This window comes from Mesorhizobium sp. WSM4813, from assembly GCF_055811555.1.
Genome location: NZ_JBVVQU010000010.1, coordinates 115724 through 140708 on the forward strand (window position 1 = coordinate 115724; position 24985 = coordinate 140708).

General features: G+C 61.5%; 24 protein-coding genes and 1 tRNA gene. 23 read left to right on the forward strand and 2 right to left on the reverse strand.

Going from position 1 to position 24985, the window contains the following annotated elements; translation table 11 throughout:
* Nucleotides 1-55 precede the first annotated feature (55 nt).
* Nucleotides 56-2866 (forward strand): DNA gyrase subunit A, encoded by a 2811-nt coding sequence (gene gyrA / locus AC0L25_RS08155; RefSeq protein WP_473595019.1) that lies wholly within the window; start codon nt 56-58, stop codon nt 2864-2866.
* Nucleotides 2867-2922: 56 nt separating this feature from the next.
* On the opposite strand, the gene AC0L25_RS08160 is transcribed toward gyrA, so the two are convergent.
* A complete protein-coding gene (locus AC0L25_RS08160; RefSeq protein WP_352955378.1) occupies nt 2923-3075 on the reverse strand; it encodes a hypothetical protein in 153 nt (50 codons plus the stop codon).
* A 257-nt stretch (nt 3076-3332) separates the two neighbouring features.
* Between AC0L25_RS08160 and coaD the strand changes: the two genes are divergently transcribed.
* The 21 genes from coaD to glpK all read left to right on the forward strand — a co-directional run bounded on the left by coaD (nt 3333) and on the right by glpK (nt 23980).
* Complete coding sequence (gene coaD / locus AC0L25_RS08165) at nt 3333-3833, forward strand: pantetheine-phosphate adenylyltransferase (protein WP_027151950.1); 501 nt, start codon at nt 3333-3335, stop codon at nt 3831-3833.
* A gap of 75 nt (nt 3834-3908) precedes the next feature.
* A complete protein-coding gene (locus tag AC0L25_RS08170) occupies nt 3909-4499 on the forward strand; it encodes a peptidylprolyl isomerase (RefSeq protein ID WP_473595020.1) in 591 nt (196 codons plus the stop codon).
* 28 nt (nt 4500-4527) lie between these two features.
* Nucleotides 4528-5040 (forward strand): peptidylprolyl isomerase, encoded by a 513-nt coding sequence (locus AC0L25_RS08175; RefSeq protein WP_473595021.1) that lies wholly within the window; start codon nt 4528-4530, stop codon nt 5038-5040.
* Entirely contained in the window at nt 5037-5435 is a 399-nt protein-coding gene (locus AC0L25_RS08180) for a hypothetical protein (protein ID WP_473595022.1), read from the forward strand. Before AC0L25_RS08175 ends, AC0L25_RS08180 begins: the two co-directional genes overlap by 4 nt.
* 12 nt (nt 5436-5447) lie before the next feature.
* A complete protein-coding gene (gene queA / locus AC0L25_RS08185) occupies nt 5448-6560 on the forward strand; it encodes a tRNA preQ1(34) S-adenosylmethionine ribosyltransferase-isomerase QueA (protein WP_473595023.1) in 1113 nt (370 codons plus the stop codon).
* Nucleotides 6557-7687 carry a tRNA guanosine(34) transglycosylase Tgt gene (tgt, locus tag AC0L25_RS08190; RefSeq protein ID WP_473595024.1) on the forward strand — a complete coding sequence of 377 codons (1131 nt, stop codon included), beginning with the start codon at nt 6557-6559 and terminating at the stop codon, nt 7685-7687. Before queA ends, tgt begins: the two co-directional genes overlap by 4 nt.
* 207 nt (nt 7688-7894) lie before the next feature.
* A complete protein-coding gene (locus AC0L25_RS08195; protein WP_029352863.1) occupies nt 7895-8131 on the forward strand; it encodes an Lrp/AsnC family transcriptional regulator in 237 nt (78 codons plus the stop codon).
* A gap of 172 nt (nt 8132-8303) precedes the next feature.
* Nucleotides 8304-9716, forward strand: coding sequence for a circularly permuted type 2 ATP-grasp protein (locus AC0L25_RS08200; RefSeq protein WP_473595025.1), 1413 nt, complete (start codon nt 8304-8306; stop codon nt 9714-9716).
* 21 nt (nt 9717-9737) lie between these two features.
* Nucleotides 9738-10679: an alpha-E domain-containing protein gene (locus AC0L25_RS08205; protein WP_473595026.1), complete on the forward strand. Its 942-nt coding sequence runs from the start codon at nt 9738-9740 to the stop codon at nt 10677-10679.
* Nucleotides 10680-10740: 61 nt separating this feature from the next.
* Nucleotides 10741-11535, forward strand: a complete 795-nt coding sequence (locus AC0L25_RS08210; protein ID WP_473595027.1) for a transglutaminase family protein — start codon at nt 10741-10743, stop codon at nt 11533-11535.
* Nucleotides 11536-11567: 32 nt separating this feature from the next.
* Nucleotides 11568-12299 (forward strand): proteasome-type protease, encoded by a 732-nt coding sequence (locus AC0L25_RS08215; RefSeq protein WP_065009553.1) that lies wholly within the window; start codon nt 11568-11570, stop codon nt 12297-12299.
* Between the two features lie 56 nt (nt 12300-12355).
* Nucleotides 12356-13768 carry a pyridoxal phosphate-dependent decarboxylase family protein gene (locus tag AC0L25_RS08220; protein ID WP_473595028.1) on the forward strand — a complete coding sequence of 471 codons (1413 nt, stop codon included), beginning with the start codon at nt 12356-12358 and terminating at the stop codon, nt 13766-13768.
* Between the two features lie 125 nt (nt 13769-13893).
* Nucleotides 13894-14661, forward strand: coding sequence for a DeoR/GlpR family DNA-binding transcription regulator (locus tag AC0L25_RS08225; RefSeq protein ID WP_473595029.1), 768 nt, complete (start codon nt 13894-13896; stop codon nt 14659-14661).
* Nucleotides 14662-14788: 127 nt separating this feature from the next.
* Nucleotides 14789-16315, forward strand: coding sequence for a glycerol-3-phosphate dehydrogenase (glpD, locus tag AC0L25_RS08230; RefSeq protein ID WP_473595030.1), 1527 nt, complete (start codon nt 14789-14791; stop codon nt 16313-16315).
* A 28-nt stretch (nt 16316-16343) separates the two neighbouring features.
* Nucleotides 16344-17426, forward strand: a complete 1083-nt coding sequence (locus AC0L25_RS08235; RefSeq protein WP_473595031.1) for an ABC transporter ATP-binding protein — start codon at nt 16344-16346, stop codon at nt 17424-17426.
* 13 nt (nt 17427-17439) lie between these two features.
* Nucleotides 17440-18510 (forward strand): ABC transporter ATP-binding protein, encoded by a 1071-nt coding sequence (locus AC0L25_RS08240; protein WP_473595032.1) that lies wholly within the window; start codon nt 17440-17442, stop codon nt 18508-18510.
* A 2-nt stretch (nt 18511-18512) separates the two neighbouring features.
* Entirely contained in the window at nt 18513-19379 is an 867-nt protein-coding gene (locus AC0L25_RS08245) for a carbohydrate ABC transporter permease (RefSeq protein WP_473595033.1), read from the forward strand.
* A gap of 103 nt (nt 19380-19482) precedes the next feature.
* Nucleotides 19483-20301, forward strand: coding sequence for a carbohydrate ABC transporter permease (locus AC0L25_RS08250; protein ID WP_473595041.1), 819 nt, complete (start codon nt 19483-19485; stop codon nt 20299-20301).
* Between the two features lie 2 nt (nt 20302-20303).
* Nucleotides 20304-20585 carry a DUF2160 domain-containing protein gene (locus AC0L25_RS08255; RefSeq protein ID WP_473595034.1) on the forward strand — a complete coding sequence of 94 codons (282 nt, stop codon included), beginning with the start codon at nt 20304-20306 and terminating at the stop codon, nt 20583-20585.
* A 77-nt stretch (nt 20586-20662) separates the two neighbouring features.
* Nucleotides 20663-22384, forward strand: a complete 1722-nt coding sequence (locus AC0L25_RS08260; protein WP_473595035.1) for an ABC transporter substrate-binding protein — start codon at nt 20663-20665, stop codon at nt 22382-22384.
* A gap of 102 nt (nt 22385-22486) precedes the next feature.
* Nucleotides 22487-23980: a glycerol kinase GlpK gene (gene glpK, locus AC0L25_RS08265; protein WP_473595036.1), complete on the forward strand. Its 1494-nt coding sequence runs from the start codon at nt 22487-22489 to the stop codon at nt 23978-23980.
* A gap of 75 nt (nt 23981-24055) precedes the next feature.
* Here glpK and AC0L25_RS08270 read toward each other — a convergent pair whose 3' ends face one another.
* Complete coding sequence (locus tag AC0L25_RS08270) at nt 24056-24562, reverse strand: BA14K family protein (RefSeq protein ID WP_473595037.1); 507 nt, start codon at nt 24560-24562, stop codon at nt 24056-24058.
* 260 nt (nt 24563-24822) lie between these two features.
* Here AC0L25_RS08270 and AC0L25_RS08275 point away from each other — a divergent pair.
* Nucleotides 24823-24898 (forward strand) — tRNA-Lys (locus AC0L25_RS08275).
* Nucleotides 24899-24985: the final 87 nt, after the last annotated feature.

Here is a 24985-nt window from a genome sequence, read left to right on the forward strand (position 1 = left end):
CGACCCGGCTTCCTATATAAGCACCGAGTGATTCCCGATTAGATTGTGACCTGATTTGACCGACCAGAAGACACCGCGCGGCGCCGACGGCGGCCCCACCGGCATCGAGCCGATATCCATCATCGAGGAGATGCAGCGCTCCTATCTCGATTACGCAATGAGCGTGATCGTCAGCCGTGCGCTGCCCGACGTGCGCGATGGGCTGAAGCCGGTGCATCGCCGCATCCTCTATGCCGCGCATGAGAGCGGCTACCACTGGAACCGCAAATATGTGAAGTCGGCGCGCCCGGTCGCCGACGTGATGGGTAAATACCATCCCCATGGCGACGCCTCGATCTACGACGCCTTGGTGCGCATGGCGCAGGATTGGTCGCTGCGCGTGCCGCTGATTGACGGGCAGGGCAATTTCGGCTCGATCGACGGTGATCCGCCAGCGGCGATGCGTTACACCGAATCGCGCCTGACCAAGGTCGCGCATGAGCTGCTGGAAGACATCGACAAGGACACCGTCGATTTCCAGGACACTTATGATGCGTCCGGCAGCGAACCGAAAGTCCTGCCGGCGCGCTTTCCGAACCTGTTGGTCAACGGCTCCGGCGGCATCGCCGTCGGCATGGCCACCAACATCCCGCCGCACAATCTGGGCGAAGTCTGCAACGGCGCCATTGCCCTCATCGACAATCCGGCGATCGATCTGCCGGCGCTGATGGAGATCATTCCGGGGCCGGATTTTCCGACCGGCGGCATCGTGCTCGGTCGCTCCGGCATCTACAGCGCCTATTCGACCGGCCGCGGTTCCATCGTCATGCGCGGCCGCGTCAACGTCGAGGCGCGCGGCAACGACCGTGAATCGATCGTCATCACCGAGGTTCCCTACCAGGTGAACAAGTCATCGATGATCGAGAAGATGGCGGAGCTGGTGCGCGACAAGCGCATCGACGGCATTTCCGACATCCGCGACGAGAGCGACCGCCAGGGTTACCGCGTCGTCATCGAACTGAAGCGCGACGCGGTCGCCGACGTCATCCTCAACCAGCTCTACCGTTTCACGCCGCTGCAGACGTCGTTCGGCGCCAATATGGTGGCGCTGAACGGCGGCAAGCCGGAATTGCTGACGCTGACCGACATGCTGAAGGCGTTCGTCGCCTTCCGCGAGGACGTGATCAGCCGGCGCACGAAGTTCCTACTGCGCAAGGCGCGCGACCGCGCCCATGTGCTGGTTGGCCTTGCCATTGCCGTCGCCAACATCGACGAGGTCATCAAGCTGATCCGCAGCGCGCCGGACCCGCAGACGGCGCGCGAGCAGTTGATGGAGCGGCGCTGGCCCTCGGGCGACGTCGAATCGCTGATCCTGCTGATCGACGATCCGCGCCACCGCATCAATGAGGACGGCACCTACAATCTGTCCGAGGAACAGGCCCGCGCCATCCTCGAACTGCGCCTGCAGCGGCTGACTGCGCTCGGCCGCGACGAGATCGCCGACGAGTTGAACACGATCGGCGACGAGATCAAGGATTACCTGGACATCCTGTCGTCGCGGGCCCGCATTCAGCAGATCGTCAAGGACGAGCTTGCCGCCGTGCGCGACGAGTTCGGCACGCCGCGCCGCACCGAACTCTCCGAGGGCGGGGCCGACATGGAAGACGAGGACCTGATCCAGCGCGAGGACATGGTCGTGACGGTCAGCCATTCCGGCTACATCAAGCGCGTGCCGCTATCGCTCTACCGGGCGCAGCGCCGCGGCGGCAAGGGCCGCTCCGGTATGTCGACCAAGGAAGAGGATTTCGTCACCCGGCTGTTCGTTGCCAACACGCACACGCCGGTGCTGTTCTTCTCCTCGCGTGGCATCGTCTACAAGGAAAAGGTCTGGCGCCTGCCGATCGGCAATCCGCAGTCGCGCGGCAAGGCGCTGATCAACATGCTGCCGCTTGAGCAAGGCGAACGCATCACCACCATCATGCCTCTGCCTGAGGACGAGACCAATTGGGGCGAGCTCGACGTGATGTTTGCGACGACGCGCGGCACGGTGCGCCGCAACAAGCTGTCGGACTTCGTCCAGGTCAACCGCAACGGCAAGATCGCCATGAAGCTGGAAGAGGAGGGCGACGAGATCCTCGGCGTCGAGACCTGCACCGATAATGACGACGTGCTTCTGACCGCAAGCTCCGGCCAGTGCATCCGCTTTTCGGTCAGCGACGTGCGCGTCTTCCAGAGCCGCAATTCGGTCGGCGTGCGCGGCATCGCCATGGCTGCCACCGACCGGGTGATCTCGATGGCGGTGATCGAACATGTCGATGCGCCGCCGGCCGAACGCGCCGCTTATCTCAAGCGCGTGGCGGCCGAACGGCGGCTCGCCGCCGGCATTGCGGTGGGCGAGGACGAAGACATCCAACTGACCAATGAGGAGGTCGGCGAGGAGACGGAGCTTTCCGACGAGCGCTACGAATTCCTCAAGGCACACGAGCAGTTCGTGCTGACGGTGACGGAATATGGCTACGGCAAGCGTTCGTCTTCCTATGATTTCCGCCTCACAGGGCGCGGCGGCAAGGGCATCCGCGCCACCGACGTGTCGAAAGTGGCTGAGATCGGCCGTCTGGTGGCGACTTTCCCGGTCGGCAATGACGACCAGATCATGCTTGTCTCGGATGGCGGCACCGTTATCCGAGTGCCGGTCAACGGCATTCGTTTCGCCAGCCGCGCCACCAAGGGCGTGACCATCTTCAACACGGCTGACGGCGAGAAGGTCGTTTCGGTGGAGCGGATATCGGAACCGCAATCGGACGAAGAAGCCGAAGAGAGTGTCGAGGGCGACGCAACTCTGGATACCGGTAGTGGAGGCGTTGGCCCGGAGAATAACGCCGAGTAGGCTTGATTGGCAATGCCGGCCCGATGGGCCGGCGCCGTCAACAGATAGCGGCCGGCTCAGAAGTGGCGATAAGGCTTGCGGATACCGAAGCCTTCAAACCGCTTGGCATTGGACTTGGCGCGGACGCGCTCTGCTTCCTGATGCAGCCCGAATACGGTGGCGATCAGCATGGCGACGGTCATTGCAGTGGCGAGCATGTAGATCAGCATGTGCGTGTTCTCCTACCTCCCAGCAACGACTGAATGGGATTTTGGTTTCATCTTCTGAAGCTGCAATCTAATGAACGCTGCGTGAAGCGTTCGTGATCGGCCCATTCCATTGGTCGTTCATCTCGGCCAAAAAGGTTCACCAAAAGCGCATCGCGATTAACGTGGCTCAGCCGATGCGCTTTGAAGTCCTGTTTTGGCATTGGCGGCTCGCTGATCGGATTTGCCTTTGCGAGAGAGGCTCGCTAGAAGCACCTGCCATGACCGAACGCATCGCCCTCTATGCCGGCTCCTTCGACCCGCCGACCAACGGCCATCTCGACGTGCTGAAGGCGTCGCTGGCCGTGGCGGACACTGTCTATGCGGCGATCGGCATCCATCCCGGCAAGAAGCCGCTGTTTTCCTTCGAGGAACGGGTCGGCCTCATCGAAGCAGCGACGAAGGCCGAATTTGGCCGCGACGGCGCCCGCATCAAGGTCGTCGCCTTCGACGGGCTGGTTATCGACGCGGCCAGGAAGCAGGGCGCCTCGATCATGATCCGTGGCCTGCGCGACGGCACCGATCTCGACTACGAGATGCAGATGGCCGGCATGAACGAGACCATGGCCCCGGAACTGCAGACGGTTTTTCTGCCCGCCAGCCCTTCGGTGCGAACCATTACCGCCACACTTGTCCGCCAGATAGCCTCGATGGGAGGCGACATCCGCCCCTTCGTGCCGGCGGCCGTGGCCGGCGCGCTCACCGCCAAATTCGCGAAATGACGCATGTCGCCCAAAAGTGAAACCCGGTTTTGGGGCAACGACATGCGTGAAACAAAGGTTTTCGGAGAAAGATCCATGCAGCTCAAAAGGCTCGCCATCTGCTTTGCCGTTGTTTTCGGTCTTCTGACCGCATCCGTTTCGGCGTTCGCCGCCGATCCGGAAAACACCATGATCATTACGCTGAAGGGCGGCGACGTGACCATCGCGCTCAGGCCTGATCTCGCGCCGAAGCATGTCGAGCAGATCAAAAAGCTGGTGCGGCAGGGCGCTTACGACAACGTCGCTTTCCACCGTGTCATCGACGGCTTCATGGCGCAGACCGGCGACGTGAAGTTCGGCAACATGAAGAACGGCTTCAGCGCCGACGCTGTCGGCACCGGTGGTTCCGATCTTCCCGATTTGCCGGCCGAATTCTCGAAGACCGAGCGCTACGAACGCGGCGTCGTCGGGATGGCGCGCTCGCAGGACCCGGATTCCGCCAATTCGCAGTTCTTCATCATGTTTGCGCCGGCGCCGCCGCTCGATGGCCAGTACACCATCGTCGGTAATGTCGAGAAAGGCATGGAGTTGGTGGATCAGATTAGGAAAGGCGACGCGGCGCAGAACGGGGTTGTCGCCGATCCCGATCGCATGATCAAGGTGCGCATCGCCGCCGACGGCAAGTAAACCCATTTGTTTCAAAGGATATTCTGACATGGCCGAGATCAAGGACCGCGAGAACGCGCTCATCATGGAAACGACCAAGGGCAAGGTCGTCATCGAACTGTTTCCCGATCTGGCGCCTGGCCATGTCGGCCGCATCAAGGAACTGGCGCGCGAAGGCGCTTATGACGGCGTGGTGTTCCATCGCGTCATCGAGGGGTTCATGGCGCAGACCGGCGACGTGAAATTCGGCAATTCCGCCAAGCCCTCTTTCGCACCGGCGCGCGCCGGCACGGGCGGCTCCGACAAGCCCGACCTGAAGGCGGAGTTCTCGAACGCCAATCACGGCCGCGGCACTTGCTCGATGGCGCGCTCGCAGAACCCGAACTCGGCCAACTCGCAGTTCTTCATCTGCTTCGACGACGCCGCCTTCCTTAACCGCCAATACACGGTCTGGGGCCAGGTTATCGAAGGCATGGACAATGTCGACAAGATCAAGCGCGGCGAGCCGGTGCCGGATCCCGACAAGATCGTGTCGCTGAAGGTCGCGGCCGACGTGAAATGACCTACCGGGCTGTCGCGGCGATCACTCTGATGCTTGTCGCGGCGGCCACTCCGGCGCTGGCGACGGAATCGATCGTTTGCAGCGCTGAAGGCGACTCGGCATCGATCGACGTCCTGATGGGGCACACTGCCGTCATCGCGGTTGCGCGTGTATGGCTTGATGCCGGCGGCAGGAACTGGACCACCGACGGTCAGCCGGGCTCGACGAAAGTCATCGTCGGACAGGCATTCGAGGACGACCAGCACATGGCGATCGATCTCACCGATGAGGGCATCAACTCGATCGTCGCCAAATTGCGACTGATCAAGGCCAGCGAACAGTCCAATTTCGCAATGGGCGGCACGCTGAGCATCGACGGTGTTGGCGCCTGGGCGGTGACCTGCCCGGAACCTTGAGGCGGGATTTCCTTGCGCGTCGACCTTTTCGACTTTGATCTGCCGGAGGAGCGCATTGCGCTTCGACCGGCCGACCCGCGCGACAGCGCCAAAATGCTGGTTGTCAGGCCGGGTGAGGGGCTCGAGGACCGGACGGTTCGCGAGCTGCCGTCCCTGCTCGAGGCCGGAGACGTGCTGGTCTTCAACGACACCAAGGTCATTCCGGCACAGTTGAAAGGCATCAGGCGGCGCGGCGAAGCGGCGGCGCAAGTCGAAGCCACGCTGCACATGCGGGTGGCTCGCGATCGCTGGCTGGCTTTCATGCGGCCGGGCAAGCGCATCGCCGCCGGTGACCGCGTCCATTTCGGCCATGACGCCAATTCCTGCTTTCTCGGCCAGCTCGATGCCACGGTGATCGAGAAGGGCGAGGCCGGCGAGGCTTTGCTCGGCTTTGATCTGTCAGGTCCGTTTCTCGACGAGGCGCTGCACGCCGTCGGCCACATTCCGCTGCCGCCTTACATCGCTTCGAAGCGCGACGACGACGAACGCGACCGCAGTGACTACCAGACCATCTATGCCAGGGAGGAGGGGGCTGTGGCGGCACCTACGGCCGGCCTGCATTTCACGCCCGAGCTTTTCGCCGCACTCGATGCCAAAGGCATCGAACGGCGCTTCGTCACCTTGCATGTCGGCGCCGGCACGTTCCTGCCGGTGAAAGTCGACGACACCGCCGACCACAAGATGCATGCCGAGATCGGTTCGGTCGGCCCGGAAACCGCCGAAGCGCTGAACGCGGCGAAGGCGCGTGGCGGGCGCATCATCGCCGTCGGTACGACGTCGCTGCGCCTGCTGGAAAGCGCTTCGCGGGAGGACGGCACATTGGCCGGATGGTCGGGTCCGACCGATATCTTCATCACGCCGGGGTACCGTTTCAAAGCCGCCGACATGCTGATGACCAATTTCCATCTGCCGCGCTCGACGCTGTTCATGCTGGTTTCGGCGTTTTGCGGTCTGGAAACAATGCGTGCGGCCTATGCGCATGCCATCGAGAACCGCTACAGGTTCTACTCCTACGGAGATGCAAGTCTGCTGTTCAAGGAGGAGAACGATGGACGCGCGCCTGGTATAGAACAAGGAATTCAATGACTAAGGCGTTCACCTTCAAGGTGCTGGCGACCGATGGCAAGGCGCGGCGCGGCGCGATCACCATGCCGCGCGGAGAAATCCGCACGCCGGCCTTCATGCCGGTCGGCACCGGCGGCACGGTCAAGACCATGTATATGGATCAGGTGCGCGGCGTCGGCTCGGACATCATCCTGGGCAATACCTACCATCTGATGCTGCGGCCCGGCGCCGAACGTGTGGCGCGGCTTGGCGGTCTGCATGAATTCGCCCGCTGGCCGCACCCGATCCTGACCGACAGCGGCGGCTTCCAGGTAATGTCGTTGTCAAAGCTGAGGAAACTGACCGAAAAGGGCGTCACCTTTCGCTCACATATCGATGGCGCCGCCTATGAGATGTCGCCCGAGCGCTCGATCGAAATCCAAGGGCTGCTCGATTCCGACATCCAAATGCAACTCGATGAATGCACCGCGCTGCCGGCCATGGAGAAGGAGATCGAGCGGGCGATGGAGCTGTCGCTGCGCTGGGCCGAGCGTTGCAAGACCGCGTTCGGCGACCAGCAGGGCAAGGCGATGTTCGGCATCGTTCAGGGCGGCGACATACCGGCTCTGCGGCTGCGCTCGGCGCAGGCGCTGAAAGCGATGGACCTCAAGGGCTACGCGATCGGCGGGCTGGCGGTCGGCGAGCCGCAAGCGGTGATGCTCGAAATGCTCGACATCACCTGCCCGGAGCTGCCGGCGGACAGGCCGCGCTATCTGATGGGTGTCGGCACGCCTGACGACATATTGAAATCGGTGGCGCGCGGCATCGATATGTTCGACTGCGTGATGCCGACGCGCGCCGGTCGCCATGGCCTCGCCTATACACGGCGCGGCAAGGTCAATCTGCGCAACGCCCGCCATGCCGACGATCCGCGCCCGCTGGACGAGGAGAGCGACTGCCCGGCGGCCAGAGATTATTCACGCGCCTATCTGCACCATCTGGTCCGCTCGCAAGAGGCGCTGGGCGCGATGCTTCTGACCTGGAACAATCTCTCCTACTACCAGAGGCTGATGCAGGACATTCGTGCCGCCATTGAGGCCGCCGCCTTCGAGGCGCGGGCGGCGGAAATTTCCGAGAGCTGGGCGAGCGGCGATATTCCAGCGATGTGACCGAGCGCTCAGATGCTCAGCGAAGCGGATGCGCAGACATCGCATACGCTTGGCAACGGTATCAGCGCCCGCGAACATTCGCCGTTTGGCTGCACTTAAGCTTCCTTAAGGGCGGGTTCTGCCTGAGCGCCGTCCTGATGCTTGAAAGCCGGGCGGCAGTCTGCCACAAGGGCCGCGTATGCGTGCAAGCTTGAGCAGGACCAGGCAATGAAGGCATTTTTCGTGCAGATAAAGTGCGATCTGGGCAGGGCCTATGACGTTGCCGGCGCATTGGCCGATGCAGAGATCGCTTCGGAAATCTACTCGACAGCCGGCAACTACGATCTGCTTGCCAAATTCTATGTCGATGACGAGGAAGACATCGGCCACTTCGTCAACGAGAAGGTGCAGATTCTTCCCGGCATCAAGGACACGTTTACGGTCGTCACCTTCCGCGCGTTCTGAGCGGCGCCGGCCGCCTGCCCGGGCACGAGGCAAAGCCTGACCCAGCTATATCGGCGCTGCCCTAATTTTAGGCAGGTCGCGACATACTGATCGCCGGCATCCTCCAAATCACCGATTGCGCTTGATTTTCTGCGGTGACGCCAGTGAAATGGCCTCACAGGGGAGTATGCGATTGGCAGCGTTCGACGAAATGCTTCCGGAAATCTCCGGATTGAGAAAACCGTATTCGGCTTACGATCGCTGGCTGAAGGAGCAGGATCCGGCCAGGCTTACTGAAAAGATGCAGGACGCCGAACGCGTCTTTCGCAAGACCGGTATCACCTTTGCCGTCTATGGCGAGCAGGAAGCCTCCGAACGCCTGATTCCCTTCGATATCGTTCCGCGCATCATTTCCGGCAACGAATGGCGACGGCTGACGCAAGGCATCGAGCAGCGCGTCCAGGCGCTGAACGCGTTCCTCGACGATATCTACCACCGCCAGGAGATCTTGCGCGCCGGGCGCGTCCCTAGGGAATTGATCGCCAAGAACGAGGCATTCCTGCCGGAGATGATCGGAGTGCGGCCGCCGGCGGGCGTCTACACCCATATCATCGGCGTCGATATCGTGCGCATCAGCGAGAACGAGTTCTACGTGCTGGAGGACAATGCGCGCACGCCGTCCGGCGTTTCCTACATGCTGGAGAACCGCGAGACGATGATGCAGCTCTTTCCCGAGCTGTTCCAGCAGATCAAGGTGCGGCCGGTGGAAAACTATCCGCAGCTCTTGCGCCAGTCGCTGGCGGCGGTGCGGCCGCAAAGCACCAAGGGCGCGCCGACCATCGCCGTGCTGACGCCGGGCAGCTTCAACTCCGCCTATTTCGAACATGCGTTCCTTGCCGACCAGATGGGCGTGCAGCTTGTCGAGGGGCAGGATCTGCGCGTCGTCGATGGCCACGTCGCTATGCGCACGACCGAAGGCTACAAGCAGATCGACGTGCTTTATCGAAGGGTGGACGATTCTTTCCTCGATCCGCTGACCTTCCGTCCGGACTCGGCACTTGGCGTGCCGGGCATCATGGATGTCTACCGCGCCGGCAACATCACCATCGCCAATGCGCCGGGAACCGGCATTGCCGACGACAAGGCGATCTATTCCTATATGCCCGAGATCGTCGAATTCTACACCGGCCGCAAGGCGATCCTCGGTAACATCCCGACCTGGCGCTGCTCGGAGCCGGACAGCCTGAAATACGTGCTCGAACATATCGACGAGCTGGTGGTGAAGGAGGTGCACGGGTCCGGCGGCTACGGCATGCTGGTCGGGCCGGCGGCGACCAAGAAGGAATGCGAGGATTTTTCCAAGAAACTCGCGGCGAAGCCATCGAACTACATCGCCCAGCCGACACTGGCGCTGTCGACCTGTCCGATCCTGACCGATAAAGGGCTGGCGCCGCGCCATGTCGATCTCAGGCCCTACGTGCTGGTATCCGATCGCATCCAGATCGTGCCGGGCGGGCTGACGCGCGTGGCGCTGAAGGAAGGCTCGCTGGTGGTCAACTCCTCGCAGGGCGGCGGCACCAAGGATACGTGGGTGCTGGATGATTAATTTTCATTTGAAGGTTTTTTGATGCTTTTAGGCCGCACCGCCAACGGGCTCTACTGGATGAACCGCTACATAGAGCGGGCAGAAAACATGGCACGGCTGGTCGATGCCGGGCTGCGCATGGCGCTGACCCGTACCCAGAACGCTTCTGAGGAGTGGAATTCGGTGCTGCTCAGCGCCGGTTCGGACGCTGCCTTCACGCAGAAATATCCCGACTATACCGCCGCCAACGTCGCGGATTTTCTGCTGCGCGACACATCGAACCCGTCGAGCACCATGGCGTCGATCGAGACGGCCCGCAACAACGCCCGTATGGTGCGCACCGCCCTGACGCGCGAAACCTGGGAAAGCATCAACGAGGCCTGGATGTCGCTGAAGCGCATGCTGGCCAAGCCGATCGACGAACGCGATCTGCCCAGCGTGCTCGACGCGATCAAGCGCGAAACGGCGCTGATCCGCGGTTCGTTCTACGGCACTATGCTGCGCAACGAGATCTTCGATTTCTCGCAGCTCGGCACCTATGTCGAACGCGCCGACAACACGGCACGCATCCTGGACGTGAAATACTACGTGCTGTTGCCGTCGATCTCGTGGGTCGGCTCGACGCTCGACAATTACCAGTGGGAATCGATCCTGCGTTCGGTGTCGGCGCACCGCTCCTATCGCTGGGTCTACGAGGCCGACTACAAGCCGAGCAACATTGCCGACTATCTGATCCTCAACGTTCGCATGCCGCGCTCGCTGACCTTCTGCTATCGTTTCCTGACGGAGCATCTCCGATTCCTGGGCGACGATTATGGCGAGCGCCATGCCTGTCATGTGACAGCCGGCAAGACCCAGGCGATGCTGGCGGCCGGCTCGATCAAGGACATATTCGACGCCGGCCTGCATGAATTCCTGGCCAATTTCATTCGCGACAACACCAGGCTCGGCGACGAGATCGCGCAGGACTACAGGTTTTATTGAGTATGATCCCGGAACGTGAAAGCCGGTTTCCGGAAAAGATCATGTTCAGGGGACGAGAGCAATGCGGCTGAAGATCACCCACCGGACCGAATACCGATACGATACGCCGGTGCACTATCTGTTGCAGCGGCTGCGGCTGCTTCCGGTCAGCGGATCGACGCAGACCGTTTTGTCCTGGGCACTGAAGATCGAAGGGGCACGCGAGGAAGTGCGTTTCACGGACCATTTCGGCAACGACACGCGGCTGTTAAGCGTCGAAGGCGAGCGCGATTTCATCACTGTCGAGGCATCAGGCGAGGTGGTGACACGCGACACATCAGGCGTCTCCGGCCCACATCAGGGTTTCGCGCCGCTCTGGCTGTTTTGTGATGAGACGCCCTTGACGACCATCGGCATCGGCGTTCGCGAACTCGCGGCATCGGTTGGCGAGGGGACCGATATTGAAAGATTGCATCGGCTGATGGCCGTGATCGGCGAGCGCATCGCCTATACGCCGGGCACCACCAGCGCGGCGACCCCGGCCGAGGAAGCGCTGGCGCTCAAAACCGGCGTCTGCCAAGATCACAGCCACATCTTTGCCGCTGCCGCGCGCGCTATGGGGTTTCCGGCCCGCTACGTCAGCGGCTATTTGATGATGGATGCGACGATCGAGCAGGCGGCAAGCCATGCATGGGCCGAGGCGCATGTTGGGGGCCTCGGTTGGGTCGCGTTCGACGTCGCCAACGGTATTTCGCCCGACGAACGCTATGTAAAGGTGGCGACCGGCCGTGATTACCGCGACGCCACGCCCGTATCAGGGATTCGGCTGGGACAAGCGGAAGAACAGCTTGCGGTCACCGTCACCGTGGAGCAGTAATCCCCGGCAAGATTTGCTGCCAAAGAGATTCGATGACCTATTGCGTCGGCCTGAAGATCGATCGCGGGCTCGTGTTCATGTCGGACACGCGCACCAATGCCGGCATGGATTCGATCTCGACCTTCAAGAAGATGCATGTCTGGGAAGAACCGGGCGAGCGCGTCATTGTGCTGATGTCGGCCGGCAATCTGGCGACGACGCAGGCCGTCGTCAGTTTGCTCGACGAACGCACCAAGGCGGTGGCCGATCGCCACGCGACGCTGCTTGAAACGCCGTCTATGTACCAGACGGTGCGGATGGTCGGCGACACCGTCAAGGAAGTCATTGCCAGTTCGTCACCAGCGGGCGAAAAGGCGGATTCCTATTTCAATGCCTCCTTTATCCTCGGCGGCCAGATCAAGGGCAGCGCGCCGCGGCTGTTCATGATCTATCCGGAAGGCAATTTCATCGAATCGACCGACGACACACCTTTTTTCCAGATCGGCGAGACCAAATACGGCAAGCCGATCATCATCCGCGCCTACGAAAAGACGATGAGTTTCGCCGAGACGGTGAAACTGCTGCTGGTGTCGTTCGACTCGACGCTGAAATCGAACCTGTCGGTTGGTCTGCCGCTCGACCTGCTGTTCTACGAAAAGGATGCCTTCAAAGTCAGCCTGAAGAAGCGGATAGCCCAGGACGATCAATACTACCGCACCATCTCGGACGGCTGGTCAAACGCGCTGAAGACCGCTTTTGCGAGCCTGCCTGATTTTCCCGAATGAAAGCCTCCGTTGTTCGTGCTCTTTGATTGCTGGGCTCGATGCGACGGAGAGGAATAATGAATAGCGACGAATTCAGGGAATGGTCGCTGTACGCGGCCGAATGGGGTGCCGACTACAGGAGCACACTTCGCGAAAGGCCGGTGCGGCCGCTTGTCGAACCGGGCGAAATCTCTAGAAGCATCGATGTCACGCCGCCGGAAGAAGGCGAAACGATGCAGGCAATCTTCGCCGATTTCGAGCAAAAAATCCTGCCGGGCATGACGCATTGGCAGCATCCCCGCTTCTTCGCCTATTTCCCGGCCAACGCGGCACCGGTCTCGGTGGTGGCCGAATATCTGGTCTCGGTGATGGCCGCGCAATGCATGCTCTGGCAGACCTCGCCGGCAGCGACCGAACTTGAGACGCGCGTCGTCGACTGGATGCGTCAGGCGCTTGGCCTGCCGGAAGGGTTTTCCGGCGTCATGCAGGATTCGGCATCGTCGGCGACGCTTGCCGCCGTTCTGACCATGCGCGAGCGCGCGCTCGACTGGCAGGGCAACAAGAAGGGCCTGCAAGGCCAGCCGATACTGCGCATCTATTCTTCCGACCAGGTCCATACTTCCATCGACCGGGCGATCTGGGTCTCGGGCATTGGAGAGGACAATCTCGTGCGTATTCCGGTTGCCGGCCGCCTTCGCGCCATGGATGTCACAGCCCTCGAAGCGGCGATCGTCGCCGACCGGCATGCCGGCATGCTGCCGGCCGGCATCATCGCATGTGTCGGCGGCACCAGCACCGGCGGCACCGATGATATCGCCGGCGTCGCCGCTGTGGCAAAGCGGTACGGGCTCTATCTGCATGTCGACGCCGCCTGGGCCGGTTCGGCGATGATCTGTCCGGAATACCGGCATTTCTGGGCGGGCGTGGAGCAGGCGGATTCCATCGTCTTCAACCCGCATAAATGGCTGGGCGCGCAGTTCGACTGCTCGATGCAGTTCATCCGCCGGCCGGAAGACCTGGTGCGGACGCTCGCCATCAAGCCGGATTACTTGAAAACACACGGGCGCGACGGCATCGTCAACTATTCCGAATGGTCGGTGCCGCTCGGGCGGCGCTTTCGCGCACTGAAACTGTGGTTCCTGCTGCGCGCCCACGGACTGGAAAATCTGCGGACCATGATCCGCAGCCATATCGCCTGGAGCGAAGGCTTGGCCGAGCGGCTGGCCCGGGAACCGGATTTCGAGATCGTCACGGAACCGATGCTGTCGCTGTTTTCGTTCCGGCATCTGGCCGCGGCCGGTGTCGATTCGGACGAGCACAATCTGCGGCTGGTCAACGCGATCAACGACGATGGCCGCATCTACCTGACGCAGACACGTGTGGATGGGCAGGTCGCGATCCGCTTTCAGGTCGGTCAGTTCGAGACGACGGCGGCGGATGTCGACACCGCTTTCGAGGTCATCACCGAAATCGCGCGCGGGCTGGCCTGAGATTGATCGGCAAAGTTGCGTCGAGGTTTGTCTTTGGACACATGTAATTTCGCTAACCGGCTTATGCCTTTTCATCACTTTCGTTTTCCGCTATAGACAAGAAAAACGAAAACGGGAGGGCCCCAATGTATCTGTCGCCGCGTCATTCCGAAATCATCCAGATGGCCAAGGACAATGGCCGTGTGCTGGTCGACGATCTGGCGACGCATTTCAACGTGACGCCGCAGACCATCCGCAAGGACCTTAACGATTTGTGCGACCAGCGGCTGCTTTCCCGTATCCATGGCGGGGCGCTGTTTCCGTCCGGCATCGAGAACATGGAGTATGAAGCGAGGCGCAAGATCGCCGCCGAGGAGAAGGAGGCGATCGGTCGCGCAGCAGCCAGGCTGATCCCGGACAATGCATCGCTGTTCATCAATATCGGCACCACGACGGAATCGGTCAGCAAGGCGCTCCTCGATCATACCGGCTTGATGGTTATCACCAATAACATCAATGTTGCCAATAGGATGCGTATATATCCTTCGATCGAGGTGGTGATTGCCGGCGGCGTCGTGCGCGGTTCCGATGGCGGCGTGGTCGGCGAGGCGGCGGTCGATTTCATCAGGCAGTTCAAGGTCGACTACGCGGTGATCGGCGCCTCGGCGATCGACCATGACGGTGCGTTGCTCGATTTCGATTTTCGTGAAGTGAAGGTGGCGCAGGCGATCATCGCCAATGCTCGGCATGTCATCCTCGTTTCTGACCAGACAAAATTCGAGCGTACGGCGCCGGTCCGCATCGGCCATCTGTCGCAGGTCAACACCTTCATCACCGACCGTTGTGACATCCTTTCGGTGCGCAAGATCTGCCAGGAAGCAGAGGTTCAACTGATCGAAACATCGCTCTCCTAGAGGGTTGCCGTTGCGGCAACTGCGGCTGTTTATATTTCGTTTGACATTCGTTCCCATTTCGAAATAATCCCGCTACGGTTTCGTAAAAACCTAAAAATGCTGCAATGCGAAATCCGGGAGGACTATTGTGGACGCACCCCCGACCCATGACATCTTCGTCATCGGTGGCGGTATCAACGGCTGCGGCATCGCCCGCGATGCGGTTGGGCGCGGCTTCTCAGTCTTCCTCGCCGAAATGGACGATCTGGCCAGCGGAACCTCCTCCGGCTCGACCAAACTGATCCATGGTGGCTTGCGCTATCTCGAGTTCTACGAGTTCCGCCTGGTGCGCGAAGCGCTGATGGAGCGCGAGATTCTCTGGAAGAACGCGCCGCACATCATCTGGCCGATGCGCTTCGTGCTGCCTTATGCTAAGGGCCTGCGTCCGGCCTGGCTGATCAGGCTCGGCCTTTTCCTTTACGACCACATTGGCGGGCGCAAATTGCTGCCGGCGACAAAGACGCTGGACATGGCAAAGGACCCAGCCGGCAAGCCGCTGAAGCCCTTGTTTCGAAAGGCCTTCGAATATTCCGACGGCTGGGTCAACGATGCGCGGCTGGTAACCCTGAACGCCCGCGATGCCGCCGATCGCGGCGCAACGATTCGAACCCGCACGAAAGTCATCAGCGCACGCCGTGAAGGCGAGCTTTGGGCGGTCAAGCTGGAGAACACGCAGACTGGGGACACCGAGGAGGTCAAGGCGCGGCTTTTGGTCAACGCTGCCGGTCCATGGGTCGACCACGTGCTGTCGGCTACGGTCGGCTTGAACGATGTGCACAATGTCCGGCTGGTACAGGGTAGCCATATCGTCATCGGCAAGAAGTTCGACGATCCGCGCGCCTATTTCTTCCAGAACAAGGATGGCCGCATCATCTTTGCCATCCCTTACGAGGAAGAGTTCACGCTGATCGGCACCACCGACCAGGACTATTCTGGCGACCCGCATGACGTGAAGATCAGCGATGCCGAGATCGATTATCTCTGTGCTGCGGCGAGCGAATATTTCGCGAAACCGGTCAAGCGATCGGACATCGTCTGGACCTATTCCGCTGTGCGCCCGCTTTATGACGACGGCGCCTCGAAGGCGCAGGAAGCGACCCGCGATTATGTACTGAAGACCGACGGCGGCGAGGGCACGGCGCCGATCATCAACACTTTCGGCGGCAAGATCACCACCTATCGCCGGCTGTCGGAATCGATGCTCGAGAAAATCGAGGGGTTTCTCGGCAAGCGCGGCAAGCCGTGGACGGTAAACGCGCCGCTTCCGGGCGGCGATTTCCCGGCGAGCGGATTCGACACCGAAGTGGCGAAATTGAAAGCGGCCTATCCGTTCCTCGACGCTCGTCTGGCGCGCCGCCTGACCCGCCTCTACGGGACTCGCGTAAGAATGCTGCTGGGCCTCGCCAGGTCGAATGCCGACCTTGGGCGCAACTTTGGCGCCGATCTCTACGAGGCCGAGGTCCGCTATCTCGTTCAAAATGAATGGGCGATGACGGCCGAAGATGTATTGTGGCGCAGGACCAAGCGCGGCCTGCATCTGAGCCGCGAGCAGACGGCAGCGCTCGACGAATTCATGCGCGGGATAAGCCGGCGCCATGTCGCGGCTGCCGAATAGTCATGCAGAAAGCCTGGGAGGAGGCATCATGCTGGAACTGAGAAACGTGACGAAGACGGTCGGCGCGACGGAGCATATACGCGACGTGTCGCTGACGCTTCAGCACGGCTCGCTCAACGTCCTTCTCGGACCGACGCTCTCCGGCAAGACCAGCCTGATGCGGCTGATGGCCGGCCTTGATGTGCCGACATCCGGTTCGGTCTGGTTCGATGGCAAGGATGTCACTGGCATCCCGGTGCAGAAGCGCAACGTCGCCATGGTCTACCAGCAGTTCATCAACTATCCGGCGATGACCGTTTACGAGAACATCGCCTCGCCGCTGAGGGTGGCCGGGACCGAGCGGACAAAGATCGACAAGGAGGTGCGCAATGCCGCAGCCCTTCTCAAGCTGACGCCCTTCCTCGACCGCACGCCGCTCAGCCTCTCCGGCGGCCAGCAGCAGCGCACCGCGCTGGCGCGTGCGATCGTCAAGAACGCCAGCCTGGTGCTGCTCGACGAGCCGCTCGCCAACCTCGACTACAAGCTGCGCGAGGAGTTGCGCGCGGAATTGCCGAAGATATTCGCCGCGACCGGCACCATCTTCGTCTACGCCACGACGGAGCCGCACGAAGCCTTGCTGCTCGGTGGCAACACGGCGACGCTTTCCGAAGGCCGCATCACCCAGTTCGGCCCGACGATCGACGTCTTCCGCAGGCCGAACGACCTCGTCACGGCCAAGACATTCGCCGATCCGCCGCTCAACACGATCGTGCTGAAGAAGAGCGGTTCGAGCTTCCTTCTTGATGGTGGGGTGAACCTCCCGGTGCCGGCTGAACTCGCCGGTATTGCCGATACGAGTTACACGATCGGCTTCCAGCCCCACCATCTCTCTCTTGCCCGGCCGAGTCCGTCGGCGGTTCCGGTGAGAGCCAAGGTCTCGGTCACCGAGATCACCGGTTCGGAAAGCTTTGTGCATCTCGACTTCGCCGATGTCCGCTGGGTGATGCTGGAGCACGGCATCCTGGTGTTCGAGCCGGACCAGACCATCGAGGTGTTCATCGATCCGCGGCACATCATGGTTTTCGACGCGAACGGCCGCTCGGCCGCGCCGCCACAGATGCTGGCGGCTTGAGGGAGGAGGGCACATGGCGCGCATCGACTGCAATCACATCCGCCACGCCTACGGGCCGCATCCGAAGTCGGACAAGGACTATGCGCTGAAGGAGGTGCATCACGCGTTCGAGGACGGCGGCGCCTATGCGCTGCTCGGACCGTCGGGCTGCGGCAAGACCACGCTGCTCAACATCATTTCCGGCCTGTTGTACCCGTCGCATGGCGAGCTTCTGTTCGACGGCAAGGACGTGACCAATCTGTCGACGCAGGAGCGCAATATCGCGCAGGTGTTCCAGTTCCCGGTCATATACGACACCATGACCGTCTACGACAATCTGGCCTTCCCGCTGCGCAACCGCGGCGTTCCGGAACCCGACGTCGACCGAAAGGTGCGCGAAACGCTGGAAATGACGGGCTTGGCGGATATGGCCAAAAGGAAGGCGAGGGGGCTGACCGCCGACCAGAAGCAGAAGATCTCGCTCGGACGCGGCCTAGTGCGCTCCGATGTCAACGCGATCCTATTCGACGAACCGCTGACAGTCATCGACCCGCACATGAAGTGGGTGCTGCGCTCGCAGCTGAAGCAGCTGCACAGGCGCTTCGGTTTCACCATGGTCTATGTCACGCACGACCAGACCGAGGCGCTCACCTTCGCCGAGAACGTCGTCGTCATGTTTGAAGGCGAGATCGTGCAGATCGGCTCTCCCGCCGAGCTGTTCGAGCGTCCCAAGCATACATTCGTCGGCTATTTCATCGGCTCGCCAGGCATGAACGTCATGCCGGTCGCGGTCGAAGGCAGGAGCGCGCGGCTCGGCAGCCAGACGATCGAATTACCGGGCGCGCCAAAGGCTGGAATCGCAGGCGCGATCGAACTCGGCATCCGCCCCGAATATGTCAGGCTTGGCGCTAACGGCATGCCGGTTTCAATCCGCAAGGTCGAGGATATCGGTCGCCATAAGGTGGTGCGTGCCAGTTTCGAAGGCCGCGACATCGCAGCGATCATCGGCGAGGACGAGGACATTCCTGCCGATCCGAAGATCGCTTTCGACCCGGCCGGCATCAATCTCTACGCCGATTCCTGGCGTGTCGAGATGGGAGGCTGACCATGGAAAGGACCTGGAACAACAAAGCCTGGTTCATGGTGCTGCCGGTGCTGTTGCTGGTGGCTTTCTCGGCGATCATCCCGCTGATGACGGTCGTGAATTATTCGGTGCAGGACACTTTCGGCAAGAACGTGTTCTTCTGGGCGGGCTCGGAATGGTTCGAGGAAATCCTGCATTCCGATCGTTTTTGGGAGGCGATGGCCCGCAACCTGGCCTTCTCGGCCATCATCCTCATCATCGAGATTCCGCTCGGCATCTTTATTGCGCTCAACATGCCGAAGAAGGGCTGGGGCGTTCCGGTCTGCCTGGTGCTGATGGCGCTGCCGCTGCTCATTCCTTGGAACGTCGTCGGCACGATCTGGCAAGTGTTCGGCCGCGTCGATATCGGCCTGCTCGGATATTCGCTGCGGGTACTCGGCTTCAACTACAACTATGTCAACGACCCGTTCGACGCCTGGGTCACCGTCATCGTCATGGACGTCTGGCACTGGACGAGCCTCGTCGTCCTGCTCTGCTACGCAGGATTGGTCTCGATCCCCGACGCCTATTACCAGGCGGCCAAGATCGACGGAGCGTCGCGCTGGGCGATCTTCCGCTATATCCAACTGCCGAAGATGAACCGCGTGCTGCTGATCGCGGTTCTGCTGCGCTTCATGGATAGTTTCATGATCTACACCGAGCCGTTCGTCGTCACCGGCGGCGGGCCTGGCAACACCACCACTTTCCTGTCGATCGATCTGGTGAAGCTGGCCATCGGGGAGTTCAACCTCGGTGAGGCGGCGGCCATGTCGATCGTCTATTTCTTGATCATCATGCTCCTGTCCTGGGTGTTCTACACCGTCATGACAGCTTACGACGCGGAGCGGTGAGATGGCGCGCCTCGAGGAAACTACGGCCGACGGACGAACGCTGATGCGGCAAACCCCCGCTACAGCGGAAGCGCAGACAGCGAACGCTGCGCTGGCCCGCAAGATGCGGCGGCGGGGCGAGGAGTCGCGGTTCTGGTGGCTGGTGCCGACGATCTACATCATCTTCCTGATGTTGCCGATCTACTGGCTGGTCAATATGAGCTTCAAGACCAACCAGGAGATCCTCGGCGCCTTCTCGCTGTGGCCGAGAAACCCGACGCTTGCCAACTACGCGGTCATTTTCAATGATCCGTCCTGGTACAGGGGCTACATCAACTCCATCATCTATGTGGTTATGAACACGGTGATTTCGGTCGCCGTGGCGCTTCCGGCAGCCTATGCCTTCTCGCGCTACCGCTTTCTCGGGGACAAGCACCTGTTCTTCTGGCTGCTCACCAACCGCATGGCGCCGCCGGCGGTGTTCGCGCTGCCGTTCTTCCAGCTCTATTCGGCTTTCGGGCTGATCGACACGCACATCGCCGTGGCGCTCGCGCACTGCCTGTTCAACGTGCCTCTGGCGGTCTGGATTCTTGAAGGCTTCATGTCGGGCGTGCCGAAGGAAATCGACGAGACCGCCTATATCGACGGTTATTCCTTTCCGCGCTTCTTCCTCAGGATATTCATGCCCCTGATCGCCAGCGGAGTTGGCGTCGCGGCCTTCTTCTGCTTCATGTTCTCGTGGGTGGAGCTGCTGATCGCGCGGACGCTGACCACGACCGCCGCAAAACCGATCGCGGCGATCATGACGCGCACGGTTTCGGCCTCGGGCCTCGACTGGGGCGTGCTGGCCGCAGCCGGCGTGCTCACCATCATACCGGGCGCGCTCGTGATCTGGTTCGTGCGCAACTACATCGCGAAGGGCTTTGCCCTGGGGAGGGTATGATTATGAACTTCTCCTGGATGGCCTGGACCTGGCCGACCGCCGCCTTCTTCGGCACCATCTTCCTGCTGCTCTGCGGCATGGCGGTCTGGGAATACGCCTCGCCGGGCGGCAATCCGCGCATCGGCGTCTTACGCTTCGAGACGACGCGCGGCGACCGTCTCTTCCTATCGCTGCTTGGCAGCGCCTTTATCCATCTCGCTTGGCTGGGTCTTGTCGGACCCAACCTGTGGTGGGCTCTCGCTCTCTCCGTGGTCTACGCCATCGGCGTGTTCCGCTACGTATAGAGGGGGAAACTGTTGGAGCGGCCGCGTTTCGACGGCTGCTCCAGATAGAACTTAAAACTGAACAGTGGAGGAAACACATGCGAAGGCAATTTCTGACGTCAACGACTGCGCTTGTCCTGTTGCTCGGGGCGGGCAACGCCTATGCCGGAATGGACGAAGCCAAGGCGTTTCTCGATGCCGAGATCAAGGACATGTCGACGCTCGACCGGGCGGGCCAGGAAGCAGAGATGCAGTGGTTCATCGATGCCGCCAAGCCTTTCGCCGGCATGGACATCAAGGTGGTCTCGGAAACCATCACCACCCACGAATACGAGTCCAAGACGCTGGCCAAGGCGTTTACCGACATCACCGGCATCAAGATCACTCATGATCTGATCGGTGAAGGCGACGTCGTCGAGAAGCTGCAGACGCAGATGCAGTCGGGCGAAAATATCTACGACGCCTACATCAATGACTCCGACCTGATCGGCACGCACTGGCGCTACCAGCAGGCGCGCAGCCTGACCGATTGGATGGCCAATGAAGGCAAGGATGTCACCAACCCGAACATCGACATCGACGATTTCATCGGCAAGTCGTTCACCACGGCGCCGGACGGCAAGCTCTACCAGCTTCCCGATCAGCAGTTCGCCAACCTCTACTGGTTCCGCTACGACTGGTTCAATGACGAGAAGAACAAGGCCGACTTCAAGGCGAAGTACGGCTACGATCTCGGCGTTCCCGTTAACTGGTCGGCTTATGAGGACATTGCCGCCTTCTTCACCGGCCGCGAGATCGACGGCAAGAAGGTCTATGGCCACATGGACTACGGCAAGAAGGACCCGTCGCTCGGCTGGCGCTTCACCGACGCCTGGCTGTCGATGGCGGGCAATGGCGACAAGGGTATTCCGAACGGGCGCCCGGTCGATGAGTGGGGCATCAAGGTCAACGAGAAGTCGCAGCCGGTCGGCTCCTGCGTGACGCGCGGCGGCGATACCAACGGCCCGGCCGCCGTCTATTCGATCGAAAAATACCTGGAGTGGCTGAAGGCCTACGCGCCGCCGGAAGCCCAGGGCATGACCTTCTCCGAATCCGGTCCTGTTCCGGCGCAGGGGGCGATCGCCCAGCAGATCTTCTGGTACACCGCTTTCACCGCCGACATGGTTAAGCCGGGCCCGGTGCTCAGCGACGACGGCACGCCGAAATGGCGTATGGCGCCTTCGCCGCATGGCGTCTACTGGAAGGACGGCATGAAGCTCGGCTATCAGGACGCCGGTTCCTGGACGCTGATGAAGTCGACCCCGGACGACCGCGCCAAGGCCGCCTGGCTCTATGCGCAGTTCGTCACCTCGAAGACCGTGGACGTGAAGAAGAGCCATGTCGGCCTGACCTTCATCCGCGAATCGACGCTCCAGCATCCGAGCTTTACCGAACGCGCGCCGAAGCTCGGCGGCCTGATCGAGTTCTACCGGTCGCCGGCCCGCGTTCAGTGGACCCCGACGGGCACCAACGTTCCTGACTATCCGAAGCTGGCGCAGCTCTGGTGGCAGGCGATCGGCGACGCCTCGTCGGGCGCCAAGACCGCCCAGGAGGCGATGGACTCGCTCTGCGCCGAGCAGGAAAACGTGCTTGAGCGCCTCGAGCGCGCCGGCATCCAGGGCGATATCGGACCGAAACTCGCCGAGGAAAAGACCCTGGAGGAGTGGAACGCCGATGCCGTCGCCAAGGGCAATCTCGCGCCACAGCTGAAGATCGAGCCGGAGAAGGACAAGCCGCAGACCATCAACTACGACGAGCTGGTCAAGAGCTGGAGCAACTGAGCATCGATCCGGGCGTTCGCGCCCGCATCGCAACAATCGGGGGAGGCGGCATCTTGCCGTCTCCCCTGTTTGCGCCAAGGGAGTGGGGCCGAGGGAATTGGAATGAGTGGTTTTATCCTAGCAATCGACCAGGGAACGACATCGAGCCGGGCGATCCTGTTCGACCGTGGGATGAAGGTCGTGGGCAGCGGGCAGAAGGAATTTACCCAGCATTATCCGGCCTCCGGCTGGGTCGAGCACGATCCGGAGGAAATCTGGTCGAGTGTCGTGGCGACGGTGAAGGCTGCGCTGAAGAGCGCCGGCCGCGAAGCGTCGGATGTCGCGGCAATCGGCATCACCAACCAGCGCGAGACCGTCGTCATCTGGGACAGGGCGACCGGCAAGCCGATCCACAACGCGATTGTCTGGCAGGACCGCCGCACCGCGCCGCTGTGCCAGAAATTGAAGAAGCAGGGACTGGAGAAGAAGTTCACCAGAAAGACCGGCCTGCTGCTCGATCCGTATTTCTCCGGCACCAAGATCGCCTGGATGCTGGATAAGGTGAAGGGCGCCAGGAAACGCGCCGACAAGGGCGAATTGCTGGCTGGCACCATCGACAGCTTTCTGATCTGGCGGCTGACCGGCGGCAAGGTTCACGCCACGGATGCCACCAACGCCTCGCGAACGCTGGTCTACAACATCGAAAAGAATGCCTGGGACGACGAGCTTCTGGCCATTCTCGGCATTCCGAGAAGAATGCTGCCGCAGGTGAAGGATTGCGCCGACGACTATGGAATCACAGAAAAAAGCCTGTTCGGCGCAGAGATAAAGATCCTCGGTGTGGCTGGCGACCAGCACGCGGCGACCATCGGCCAGGCCTGTTTCGAGCCGGGCATGATGAAGTCCACCTATGGCACCGGCTGCTTCGCGCTGCTCAACACCGGCAGCGATCTGGTGCGCTCGAAGAACCGGCTGTTGACCACCATTGCCTACAGGCTGAACGGCAAGACTACTTATGCGCTGGAAGGGTCGATCTTCATTGCAGGTGCTGCCGTCCAGTGGCTGCGCGACGGCATCAAGGTGATCGGCAGGGCCGAGCAGAGCGGCGTGCTGGCGGCGAGCGCCGACCCAACTCAAGAAGTGTATCTGGTGCCGGCTTTCGTCGGGCTCGGCGCGCCGCATTGGGACGCCGAGGCGCGCGGCGCCATCTTCGGGCTGACCCGCAATTCGGGCCCGGCCGAATTTGCCCGCGCCGCACTCGAATCCGTTGCGTTCCAGACGCGCGACCTGCTCGACGCAATGCGCAAGGACTGGAAGGGCGCGTCAGCGAAGACCGTTCTCAGGGTCGATGGCGGGATGGTGGCGTCGGACTGGACCTTGCAGCGGCTGGCCGACATCCTCGATGCGCCGGTCGACCGTCCGACTATCCTGGAGACGACGGCGCTCGGCGCGGCATGGCTGGCCGGCTCGAAGGCCGGCGTCTGGCCGAAGACAAAGGAATTCGCCAAGAGCTGGGCGCTCGAACGGCGGTTTCAGCCGGATATGAATGTCTCGGTCCGTTCCTCAAAGCTCGCCGGCTGGCGCGATGCGGTGCGCAGGACGCTGAGCACGCTGTAGATTCGCGCACAAAAAGCCTGCGCCGTTGCCGGCGCAGGCTCTTCAACGACCCTTATTCAACTCTGCCCAAGGTTATCAATAGGGCGAGATGCACTGCCGGCGGGGGCCGTAGTAGGGCTGATACGTGTTGTCATATGCCCGGTAAGATCTGTAGCGGCTGTAGCACCACTCCACGTGCGAATCGCCTCGATAGATCCGGCGGGGCTGATTGTTGATGATCGCGCCGGTGATCAGCGCCCCAGTGGCGAAGGCAGCCAGCGGGAACCAGTAGTCGCCGTGACGGCGATATCCGCGACGCCAACTGCGATAGCCGCGATGGCCGCGCCAATATCTGCCGTCGTCACGGGCGAAATCGCGACGGAACTCACGGCGGAAATCGCGACGGGAGAAATCGCGACGGGAGAAATCGCGATCGCCGTCGAAATTACGCCTCCACCGCCGGTGGTCGACGGTCTGGACATCCGACGAGACGTTCTGACCTAGGGGCACGTAAATGGGCTGGGCATTGACGGGCACGATTTCCGCTAAAGCGAATGACGCTGACAGCGCGGTCGCCAGCAAGCCCGACATGATCCTGTTCATGATCTTCTCCTTGAAAGCGTCGTCCCTTGTAGCGACAAAAACGGGCAGGTTGCGCAATTGTTCCGCCCAAAAAAGCAAGCTGCTGATTTGTAATGCGTCTCGGTTTTGTGCGAGACAGCCACTCCGACCTTATCGAAACGGTTTGCGAGGCGTCACGAGACCGCAAAAGCCCGGCTTACGCGCCCACTTTTCCGGTTGACCGGTCGAGGCACTCTCCCTATGTTCCGCGCAATTTCGAGGGCGGCATTCTGAGCCCGCGGGAGCGCGTAGCTCAGCCGGTAGAGCAACTGACTTTTAATCAGTAGGTCCAGGGTTCGAATCCCTGCGCGCTCACCATTGTTTCATTTGTCCAGCCCGGAGACATAGGTAACAGAATGTACCTAAGACATGGGTGACAACCCCGTGCCGAACGGGTTGTCGATG